Origin of the sequence: Agrobacterium bohemicum (assembly GCF_001562555.1) — a bacterium.
In the GTDB taxonomy this organism is placed as follows: Bacteria; Pseudomonadota; Alphaproteobacteria; order Rhizobiales; family Rhizobiaceae; genus Agrobacterium; species Agrobacterium bohemicum.
Window position 1 is genome coordinate 190,284 of the sequence record NZ_KQ961033.1, and the last position, 10,695, is coordinate 200,978.

Annotated in this window: 10 protein-coding genes; 8 read left to right on the forward strand and 2 right to left on the reverse strand. The window is 54.2% G+C overall.

All coding sequences use genetic code 11. From position 1 onward, the window contains the following. Positions 1–285: 285 nt before the first annotated feature. Complete coding sequence (locus ATO67_RS17885) at positions 286–1,182, reverse strand: LysR family transcriptional regulator (RefSeq protein WP_067652417.1); 897 nt, start codon at positions 1,180–1,182, stop codon at positions 286–288. A gap of 104 nt (positions 1,183–1,286) precedes the next feature. Here ATO67_RS17885 and ATO67_RS17890 point away from each other — a divergent pair, with 104 nt between their 5' ends. From ATO67_RS17890 to ATO67_RS17920, 7 genes are all read left to right on the forward strand, one after another. Continuing rightward, the gene (locus ATO67_RS17890; protein ID WP_067652419.1) at positions 1,287–2,369 is read left to right on the forward strand and encodes a 4-oxalomesaconate tautomerase; all 1,083 of its coding nucleotides are present in this window, start codon (positions 1,287–1,289) and stop codon (positions 2,367–2,369) included. Between the two features lie 48 nt (positions 2,370–2,417). Continuing rightward, entirely contained in the window at positions 2,418–3,419 is a 1,002-nt protein-coding gene (locus tag ATO67_RS17895) for an ABC transporter substrate-binding protein (RefSeq protein ID WP_067652421.1), read from the forward strand. Between the two features lie 10 nt (positions 3,420–3,429). Continuing rightward, positions 3,430–4,251: an ABC transporter ATP-binding protein gene (locus tag ATO67_RS17900; RefSeq protein WP_106404985.1), complete on the forward strand. Its 822-nt coding sequence runs from the start codon at positions 3,430–3,432 to the stop codon at positions 4,249–4,251. Next, positions 4,238–5,014 (forward strand): ABC transporter permease, encoded by a 777-nt coding sequence (locus ATO67_RS17905; protein ID WP_067652425.1) that lies wholly within the window; start codon positions 4,238–4,240, stop codon positions 5,012–5,014. Before ATO67_RS17900 ends, ATO67_RS17905 begins: the two co-directional genes overlap by 14 nt. Positions 5,015–5,419: 405 nt before the next feature. Continuing rightward, entirely contained in the window at positions 5,420–6,523 is a 1,104-nt protein-coding gene (locus ATO67_RS17910) for an ABC transporter substrate-binding protein (RefSeq protein ID WP_173645949.1), read from the forward strand. A 75-nt stretch (positions 6,524–6,598) separates the two neighbouring features. Next, the gene (locus ATO67_RS17915) at positions 6,599–7,651 is read left to right on the forward strand and encodes a FecCD family ABC transporter permease (protein WP_067652427.1); all 1,053 of its coding nucleotides are present in this window, start codon (positions 6,599–6,601) and stop codon (positions 7,649–7,651) included. Continuing rightward, entirely contained in the window at positions 7,648–8,490 is an 843-nt protein-coding gene (locus ATO67_RS17920; protein WP_067652428.1) for an ABC transporter ATP-binding protein, read from the forward strand. The genes ATO67_RS17915 and ATO67_RS17920 overlap by 4 nt, the downstream gene beginning before the upstream one ends. A gap of 39 nt (positions 8,491–8,529) precedes the next feature. Here ATO67_RS17920 and ATO67_RS17925 read toward each other — a convergent pair whose 3' ends face one another. Next, positions 8,530–9,786: an arsenic transporter gene (locus ATO67_RS17925; RefSeq protein ID WP_067652430.1), complete on the reverse strand. Its 1,257-nt coding sequence runs from the start codon at positions 9,784–9,786 to the stop codon at positions 8,530–8,532. 323 nt (positions 9,787–10,109) lie between these two features. Between ATO67_RS17925 and ATO67_RS22515 the strand changes: the two genes are divergently transcribed. Then, positions 10,110–10,517: an IS5 family transposase gene (locus ATO67_RS22515; RefSeq protein WP_245304022.1), complete on the forward strand. Its 408-nt coding sequence runs from the start codon at positions 10,110–10,112 to the stop codon at positions 10,515–10,517. Positions 10,518–10,695: the final 178 nt, after the last annotated feature.

Here is a 10,695-nt window from a genome sequence, read left to right on the forward strand (position 1 = left end):
CCCGCGCCTCGTTCGCCGACGGCTTGCATACTGGCTCGATTTTAACAGAAGCAGGCCTTTCGAGGGAGCACGGGTTCTTCAGCCAAGCATTTTAATCCCTGAAATCGAGGCCACAGATACAGTGGCGTTCGGTGCCGCAGCGATGATCCTGCACGGGTTGCCCAACTCCCCTTGATGACGTTCGGCTTACCAGCATCGTCCGACACCCAAATATCATTGGCGACGCGCATATAACGACTAAAAGATGAGTCAAAGAACTCCAACACCCCTCTATGCGACGTTTAACTACGGTGTTTTCCAGGTCTTCAACAACATCTCCACGAACTTCTCAGCGGCTGGCGACAAGGTGCTACTTCTTCTTTGAACAATGCCGATCGTTCGAGAAACAACAGGCTCGACAATTGGTCGCGACACCAAGAAAGGGTGTTCCTCTTGCGGGGTTGCCAGCCGGGGCAACACTGAAATGCCTAAACCCGCTTCGACAAGACCCAAAGACGTATTGAGGTGGGTCACCTCGTATGTCCAATTCAGCTTTAGATTGTGTCTCGCCAGCGCGCCATCAAGCAAGGTTCTGTTACCGCTTGAGCGATCCACGACCACAAGCGGATACTCTTCAAGCTGATTCCACTGGATCGACTCGAACCTCGCCAGTGGATGATCTTTTCTCATTGCAAGAACAAATGGGTCGTCAATAAGTGGCTCGAAAGAAAGATCCGGGTCCGAGTTGCCCATGAGATTGATCCCGAATTCAACCTCGCCTCGCGCTACGGCTTGCAGCCCGTCATTGGCTGTGAGATCTCGGATACGAAGCCTTATATGAGGATATTGCTCACTAAATGTTTTGATGACGGTCGGAAGGAAGTAGAAGGCCGCCGTTGGCACGCAGGCCATCGTAATCAACCCACGACGCTGCGTCCCCTCTTTCATCGCAAATAGCGACCCATCGAACTCCTCCAGCATTCGCCTCACAAGCGGCATTACCTCTTGGCCCATGGCCGTCGGCGCTACGTGTCGCGTCGTGCGTTCCAGCAAGGGTGCCCCAATGGATTGTTCAAGCTTTTGGATACGTCGTGTCAAAGCGGGCTGAGATAGATGGAGCGCGTCCGCCGCCCTATGGAAACTCTCAAGTTCAACCACAGCTTGAAATGCACGCAAATCCAGAATTTCGCAATTGATGCTCATATCGCAATAAACCTCCAAAACATTGCATTTAACAAATAAGGTTATCTTCCTCATATTGCAACAACTCGATGGATTGATCCATCAAATGCAAGATTGAGGCGACCATGAACGACCTTCAAAAGATACCTTGTGTACTGATGCGCGGCGGAACGTCTCGTGGGCCGTTTTTTTTGGCATCGGACCTTCCCCGTGATCAAGCTCAGAAGGATGCAACACTTTTATCGATTATGGGTTCTGGACATCCCCTTCAGATCGACGGCATCGGTGGCGGAAATCCTGTCACCTCGAAGGTTGCCATCATCGGTCGGTCTAAAGTTGAGGGCGCGGACATCGACTACCTATTTGCTCAGGTCCGCACAGACCGGCAATATGTCGACTACTCGCCCAATTGCGGCAACATGCTGGCTGCCGTCGGTCCCTTTGCAATCGAAGCAGGGTTGGTTCAGGGACAAGGGACAGATACACTTGTTCGCATCCACAACGTGAACACCGGTAAGTTGATCGAGGCCAAGGTGCCCACCCACGGCAATGAAGTCATCTATCTCGGTGATGCCTCAATTGATGGTGTCCCTGGTTTGGCCGCTCCGATCGCGCTGACTTTCATGGATGCCGCAGGCGCCAAAACCGGCAAACTGTTGCCAACGGGTAAGGCCATCGACATCATTGATGGCGTGGCTGTGACAGTGATCGACTGCGCGATGCCGATGGTGCTCATCCGCGCTATCGATCTGGGTTTGACGGGCTATGAAGACCCTCAAGCTCTCACTGAAAACCGTGAATTGATAGCACGCTTGGCCCGCATACGCATCAAGGCAGGTCAACTCATGGGCATGGGAGACGTGACCGACATGGTTATCCCGAAGCCAGTTCTGATATCTCCAGCCCGTAAAGGCGGAACGCTGTCAGTGCGGTATTTCATGCCCAGCGAATGCCATCCTGCTCTCGCAACGACCGGTGCTGTCGGCATTGCAACAGCTGCAGTGACAGATGGAACAATAGCGTTCGAAGATGCAGGCAAGCTCACTGTACCGACCCAGATTCAGATCGAGCATCCAGCAGGTCGTCTCGATGTTCAGCTGGAGATGAGAAACGGTACGATTACGGCTGGCCTCGTGAGGACGGCCCGCCGACTTTTTGAAGGATACGTTTTCGCAAAACCCAATACGGCGATCGAAAACGCAGCTTAAAAGACGCCACATTGGCAAAACAACAAAGACAACCGGGAGGAGACCCCTATGCGTAAATACCTGTTAGCAGCGACGGCGCTTTGTGCACTTGCAGCATCCGCGAATGCCGAGTCAGTCAGAATGAGTGTCGGATCGTATAATCTCAACAACCTGCCTTTCCCTGTGGCTGCAAGCCTCGGCTATTACAAGGACGAAGGTCTGGACGTTACCACCGAGAACTTTGCCCAAGGCGGCTCCAAGGTCCTCCAGGCTCTTGTTGCTGGTTCAACAGATGTGGCAGTCGGCTTCTATGACCATACGATCCAGATGCAGTCGCAAAACAAACATGTTGTCGGCTTCGTGATGCTGGCACGCAACTCCGGGTTGGTTCTTGCTGGAACCAACGACACGGACTTCGACCCTGCAAAGCCCGAGACAATCAAAGGCAAGAAAGTCGGTATCACTTCACCCGGTTCGTCGTCTGACTTCTTCATTCGTTATTACCTGAAGCAACACAATCTGAGTGAAGACGATATTTCCATCATTGGCGTTGGTTCCGGTGCAGCAGCCGTGGCCGCTTTGCAGCAGGGGAAAATCGACCTGCTGGTAAACTATGACCCGGCGGCCACGATTGTCGTTGAGCGCGGATTGGGCAAAATTCTGATCGACGCACGTAGCGACCAAGGAGCGAAGGACGTCTACGGCGGCATCTATCCAACATCCGTTCTTTACGCGACACAGGAATACATCGACGCAAATCCCGAAGTAGTTCAGAAAGTGACCAACGCCACCGTCAGGGCCTTGCACTGGATGAAGGCGCACTCAGCCGAAGAGATTGTCGAGAAGCTTCCTGACGACTTCGTGTCTGGCGACAAGCAGACCTATATCAAGGCTGTGGAAGCTGCGAAGGCGATCTTCTCGGAAGACGGCAAGTTCGTTCCCGGCGATCTGGAAACACCCCTGATGGTTTTGAAAAGCTTCAACGATGCGGTCGCCAAGGCCACAATCGACCTCAACACCACCTATACCAACACGTTCGTCGAGGCCACGGCTTCGAAGCCCGCACAGTGAGGGCTTGTCAATGTCTTCGACAATTAGAAAGTTAACGCCAGTGGCAGATGCTCAAGCCAAATCAATGGTGGCAATTGACGACGTCACGATGGCGTTTGGTTCCTTTGTTGCCGTTCAGGACGTCAATCTCAAGGTCGGCGATGGAGAATTCCTCTCCATCGTCGGGCCGACCGGTTGCGGCAAATCGACCATCCTCAATGCAATCGCGGGCTTGCTGAAGCCCGCGAAAGGTGCCGTTTCTATCGACGGCGCAGCTGTCAACGGCGTTCAAAACAACATCGGGTATCTGTTCCAGCAGGATGCTCTTCTTCCCTGGAAAACCGCGTATCAGAATGTCGAGTTGGGTCTCATGTTCAGGGGCGTCCCAGAGGCAGAACGGCGCGGCAAGGTGCTGGCATGGCTGGAGAAAGTAGGTCTGAAAGGCTTTGAAACACGCTTTCCGCATCAATTGTCCGGTGGTCAGCGCAAGCGCGTGCAGATGGCCCAAGCCCTCATAACTGAGCCAAAGGTCATCTTGATGGATGAGCCGTTCTCGGCGCTGGACATCCACACCAGACACCTCATGCAAAACGAGCTTCTGAGGCTTTGGCAGGAAGACCGCCGGGCCGTCGTCATGATCACCCATGACCTCGAAGAAGCCATTGCTCTGGGTGATCGTGTCGTGGTGCTCGCAGCCGGTCCGAAAAGCCGCGTTATCGAGAGTTTCCCTGTCGATCTGGAGCGTCCGCGCAACGTCGCAGAAATCAAACTCGATCCGAAATTCATGACCCTGTACCGCGACATTTGGGCATCCCTACGCGGCGAAGTGGAGAAAAGCTATGCACGCCATTAACATTCGCCTCATTCAGGTCGCGCTTCTTGTTGTCCTGCTGGGCGGTTGGCAGCTTGGCGTTACGACAGCGGTGATCGATCGGTTCTTCTTTCCCGCCCCATTCGACATCGTCAAACAGGTCGTCACATGGATAGCTGACGCCGGTTTCTACAAGCATGTGGGAATAACACTGAGCGAGACTGTTCTGGGTTATCTCATTGGTACAGGCCTCGGTGTCGCGGCAGGCGTATGGCTTGGGCTAAGCCCGTTTGTCGCCCGCGTGCTCGATCCCTTCATCAAGGCTGTCAATGCAATTCCACGCGTTGTTCTGGCTCCGATCTTCGTTCTCTGGTTGGGATTGGGCCTCTGGTCGAAGGTAGCACTTGCGGTTACGCTCGTATTCTTCGTCACCTTCTTCAACGCCATGCAGGGCGTCAAAGAAGTAAACCCGGTCGTTCTATCGAACGCTCGTATCCTCGGCGCAAAACGTTCCGACCTTCTGCGCCATGTGTACTTCCCTGCTGCGGCAAGCTGGATTTTGTCTTCGCTTCGCACCTCGGTCGGCTTTGCAGTCGTCGGTGCAATCATCGGCGAATATCTCGGCGCATCGGCTGGCCTCGGCTACCTCATCGCACGCTCGGAAGGTAACTTCGACGCAGTGGGCGTGTTTGCAGGCATCATCATCCTGGCAATCTTTGTTCTCCTCATAGATCTTGTACTCGATGTTGTTGAGAAGAAATTGATCACTTGGCGACCCAATGCGGGCGAAGAGCGCCCTGCTTAAGGTAATTAAGACATCGAATTTGAAAACGGGGCGGTCAGTTGACCGCCTCTTTTTTTGCGTTGACGCTTAGTGGCAACTCAAAACAGTGCACTTCTTGAAAACGAAACGCCCACCACAGCAGACGGCGTGGTGGCGTTTACAATCATTCACACACCTGATGGCGTAAGATCGCAATCGATCCGTACGCCCTGTAGCTGTTATCAAAACTCCTCCCAGCACTGTTATGTAGCTGCACTACCGGACACAGCTCTCGCTACCGTGGCTATGCAACCATGTCTCAGAACAGTACATCAGAAAAACCAACCATTATTCAGTTGGAAATACGATGGAATCCATCGCCAATTAAATTGACTTAATTTATCATATTTATTAGAGCAGCGGCATCTCAACCCTTGGATCTTTATTATGAAATCATTTATTAGCGGTCTTGCTGCGTTGCTCTCGGTTTTCGTAGTAGCCTCCCCCGTCATGGCAGAAATGAAGACGATAACCGACGTGATCGGGCGTGAAGTTAAGGTTGACCTTCCGGCGAAGCGTGTCGTTCTGGGCTTTTATTTCGAGGACTACATGGCAGTCGGTGGCGAAAAAGCCTACGATTCCGTCGTCGGGATTTCCAGAGAAGCATGGGTTGGGAAAGTTCCGGCCAACTGGAAGATGCACGTGGCGCACCGGCCGTCGCTCGCTGATATAACGGATGTCGGCGAAGTGGACACGCAGACCTTCTCCGTCGAAAAAGTCCTGAGCTTGAACCCTGATCTCGTAATTCTTGCGGACTGGCAGTTCAAGGCACTGGGGCTTGATGCCGAGCGGCTGGTAAAACAAGGCATTCCTGTCGTCGTCGTCGATTATAACGCTCAGACGGTTGAGCGTCACGTCGCGTCCACCAGGCTATTCGGCCAACTGACGGGACAGGATCAGCGCGGCAACGAGATCGCCGACCTCTATCAGGGTGCGATGAAGGATATTGCGGATCGCGTCGCCAAGTCAGGCAAGCCAAAACCGAAAGTATATGTGGAGTTTGGCAACAAGGGCCCGGCGGAATACTCCTTTACCTACGGCAAGAATATGTGGGGCGCGATGTCCACCCTGGCAGGTGGCGACAACATTGCTGCACCTTTCGTGGAGTGGTGGGGTCCTATCAATCCAGAGCAGGTTCTGGTGGCGAAACCGGACGTTATTTTTATTTCGGGACGTGAAGACAACAAGAACCCGACAGCGATGCCTATGGGCCCGGGCGTAAAAGAGGCGGATGCGCGAAAAAACTTGAAAGCCTTCGAGACACGCCAAGGCTGGAGTGAGTTGCCCGCTATCAAGAACGGCAAGCTCTTCGGCGTCTATCAGGGTGGATCGCGCACGCTATCGGATTTCGCGCTGGTCCAGTATATCGCCAAGCAGCTTTATCCAGAGCAGTTCGGGGATGTTGACCCAATCGCGAACTACCTTGGCTACTACAAAAAGTATCTGCCTGTAACACCCGAAGGCACCTTCGCCATCGCCGTTACCGAGTAACGGAGAGGCAACAATTTGCGAACGCCTCTCACTGGGCGTTCGCTTTCACGACAAGCTCTGCACGACAGGTATTTCATGACAATTGCTGCCCGCAACGCTGAGGCTATTGGTGAGCACAGGCTGCGCGAGCGCCGCCGCTGGCGGATCGTTTTGATCTTTTTCATCCTCATGGCGATCAGCCTTGTACTTGACATAGCAACGGGGCCATCGATGCTCTCTCCGTCCGAGGTCGTACGATCCTTGACCGGTATTGGCGTGCGAGAAACGATGACCGATTCGATCGTGCGTGGTTTGCGCCTGCCAATGGCGCTGATGGCACTCTGTGTTGGTGCAGCACTGGGTGCAGGTGGCGCACAGATGCAGACATTGCTCAATAACCCGATGGCAAGTCCCTACACTCTGGGTATGGCGGCGGCGGCAGGCTTCGGCGCGGCTCTTGTGCTGGCTGTGGGCGGGCTTGGAATCGATGCGATGATCGCGGTTCCCTTGGGGGCATTTGTCTTCGCCATGCTGGCGGCACTCTTCCTGTTCTTCCTTGCCTCCATGCGTCAGATCGCAACAGAAACGATTATCCTTGGCGGCATAGCGCTTCTGTTTCTTTTTCAATCGCTCCTTTCACTTATTCAGTTTCTGTCTTCGCCGGAGCTGTCTCAACAAATCCTGTTCTGGCTGTTCGGCAGTCTCAGCAAGGCAACCTGGCCGACGGTAACCCTCACAGCCGCCGTGACCGCGATCTGCTGCGTGCTGTTGATGGCGGATTGCTGGAAACTGACTGCGCTCAGAATGGGAGAAATGCGAGCCGCAAGCCTGGGCGTGAATGTTCGTTTGTTGCGCATGAAAGTGCTCATCATCGTCGCCATCATGACTGCAACGGCGACGAGCTTCGTCGGTGTCATCGGCTTTATCGGATTGGTCGCGCCGCACATAGCCCGCATGACCGTCGGCGAAGACCAGCGGTTCTTTCTACCCATGTCGATCTTAAGCGGTGCTTTGATGTTATCGGCTGCGTCGATCCTGTCGAAATCCATCGTTCCGGGGGCTCTCTTCCCCGTCGGGATCGTCACGGCGATTGTGGGTGTGCCGTTCCTCCTATGGCTCATCTTTGCTCCGAAGAGGCGCAGCCGATGATGATCCTTGAGGAGGTGTCGATAGAGCGTGGCGGTCAGGCAGTCGTACAGCAACTCAGCGCGCGGCTGGCAGCGGGACAAGTTCATGCCGTAATCGGTCCGAATGGCACCGGCAAAACAACTTTGTTGCGCGCCATGTTTGGAGACTTGCCACTGGCCAATGGCTCCATACGTGTCGGTGATCGTACTCTGCGTGCAGGAGAAAAGAACCGCAAGCTTGTCAAAAACTGGCGCGATACGTTTGCTTATATGCCGCAGGATACCACGGTCGATATTGCGCTCAGCGTACTCGAAGTCGTTGCACTCGGACGGTCCGGTCAATTGTCCCTGCATATTGACGATGAAACGTTGGACGTCGCGATGACACTACTTCATCAAGCGGGAATAGGACACCTTGCAAACCGGGATATATCCTCCCTCAGCGGTGGCCAACGGCAGATGGCACTCTTCGCGCAGGTCCTGATGCGTGACCCGCAAACGATGTTGCTGGATGAGCCAGTCAGTGCACTGGATCTCAGACATCAAGTCGGTCTGCTGGACCTGGTGCGACAAGAAACCCGGAGTAATGGCTGGGTGACTGTGGTCGTGTTGCACGACCTGAACCTTGCATGCCAATACGCCGATAATCTTCTGGTCATATCGGAAGGTAGGTTGAGGCAAAGCGGCGCGCCCAGAGATATCGTCACACCAGAGCTTATTTCAAATACCTACGGCATAGCGGTGGAAGTGCTGCGCGACCGCCGCGGAAACCCGGTTATTCAGCCAACAGGTGAGGATATCGATCGCCATGACGTGGCTGCGTCCGGCAATCAAAAACCATCTCATATGGGCGCTGCATAGAACCACCCAGCGAGCGGCAACACTTTCAGACAATCGTAATCATTGCATTACGAGCACGAAAAGCGATGCTGCCAATGCTGGCACTGTCACAACAATACCAATTTTCATGAAAGCCCAGGCTCCAAGCTTCAGACCTTCGCGACGAAGTGCGTTGAGCCAAAGTATCGTGGCAAGCGATCCCGTGATGGAAATGTTGGGCCCGAGATCAACGCCTATCAAAATCGCGCCAGCAATCTTGTCAGATACATGCGCCAACTGGATCGCACTTCCGGCGACCAGGCCAGCCGGCAGGTTGTTCACGAGGTTGGTCGTCAAAGCCACCGCCGCACCTGCGCCCGCAGCAGTCCAGGTTGGAGATGTCGACGCTTGTTGAGAGAGATATTGCGCAAGCTGGTCTATCAGCCCGGTCTGGCTCAACGCCTCGACAACGACGAACAACCCGGCAACGAGGGGCAGTACACTCCAGGAGACACCCTTCAACGTCTCAACAAAGCTACCCCGGTTGATCAAAAGCACCGTAGCCGTGGCAAGGCTGCCAGCGATAAATGTCGGAAGACCCAAATCCATGTGCAGGGCCGAAGCACCCAGAAGGATCACCGCCGTACCACACAAAGCAAAACCGGCGAGCTTGGCGCTCGATGAAATGGGAGCTGACTGCATATTGGAGGCGACGCTATCGGCACGAATGACAGAACGCTGCGTCCAGTACAGCGCGGCAAAGGTCACGAGGATAGACACGATCGAAGGCAGACCGAACGTCGCAAGCCAACGCGACAGTGGCGGCATCTCTCCACCGCCAAAAATCACCAGATTGGCAGGATTGGAGATGGGAAGGACGAAGCTGGCGGCATTTGCGATGAAGGCGCAGATGAGGAGATAGGGCATCGGGTCTTTGACCTTTGCCGTCCGGCAGGCTGCGTAAACCGCAGGCGTCAGTACGACCGCCGTCGCATCGTTCGAAAGGAACACAGTGACGATCACACCAACAACATAGATCAGAACAAAAAGACGTTTAGGCGAACCCTTGGCATGGGTCGTTGCGACCATGGCCAGCCAGTCAAACAGCCCTTCCCGCCGTGCAAGCTCTGACAACAGCATCATGCCGATCAGAAACAGATAGACGTCCGTGCCCTTAGTAATGCCGACCCAGGCATCGGCAGGACCGATGAGACCGAAACCGACAAGCAAAAGCGCACCGAGAACCGCCCATATCGCTTCCGGCCAGGCAAAAGGTCGCGTAATGACACCGAGCGCGGTCAAGCCGGCGATACTCCAGGTCCAGGTCAATGCGTTCATGATATTTCCAACTGAGTTTTCGAGCGATGGACAGCCTGACGGTCCATTTCATCCATATCGTTCTTTCGTGGCAGAGCAACAATATTGCAGCCTGGAAAGCGTTCCGATGACACAAAACATTTGGAGAAATCCATGGGGAGTGCCGATATGGTACTCGTCCAGACGATGCAAAAGCCGGCGAGATTTCACCGTCCAGAGAAGTAGCTATTATCGGCGGTAGATTTACCGGCCTCAATGCGGCTCTAGGTGCTGTCGATCATCAGATATCGATCGTCCGCGCCCATGAACAGGCAGCCACCGGAAAAGGGGGCAAGGATCAGGCGCTGGGGCGTTCCCGAGGCGGACTGACGACCAAGATTCATATGCTGACCAATGCGTTGGGCCGACCGTTGCGTTTCATCGTCACCGCAGGTCAGGTAAGCGACATCACCCGAGCGCCAGCTCTTCTGGAGGGGCAAAGCGGCGGTGCTGTTCTGGCTGACAAAGCCTATGACAGTAACGCTTTGCGCGAGATGATTGCCAGTATGGGAGCCAAGGCAATCATCCCATCAAAACGCTCGCGCAAGGTCATCATTCCACACGATGAACTCGCATACATATATCGCAACCGCATCGAGCGGTGCTTCAATCGAATGAAGCACTTCCGCAGATTTGCAACGCGCTACGACCGAAGAACAATACACTTCGAGGGGCTCGTCTATCTCGTCCCCGCAATGATCTGGCTGCGGTGAATGTCGATTCGTCCTAGTTATTTCAATTTTCTTCGGTTGAGAGATTGTCATGCCAAAGCAATTTCTTGGCACGGTTTTAATAAGATGGGCTAGTGTCTTATGATCGTGTCCCAGGACGTGGTGTAGCTGGGTTTCATAGCCATCGGTGTTTTCCGGTAGGGTCGGGTTGCTTATAACC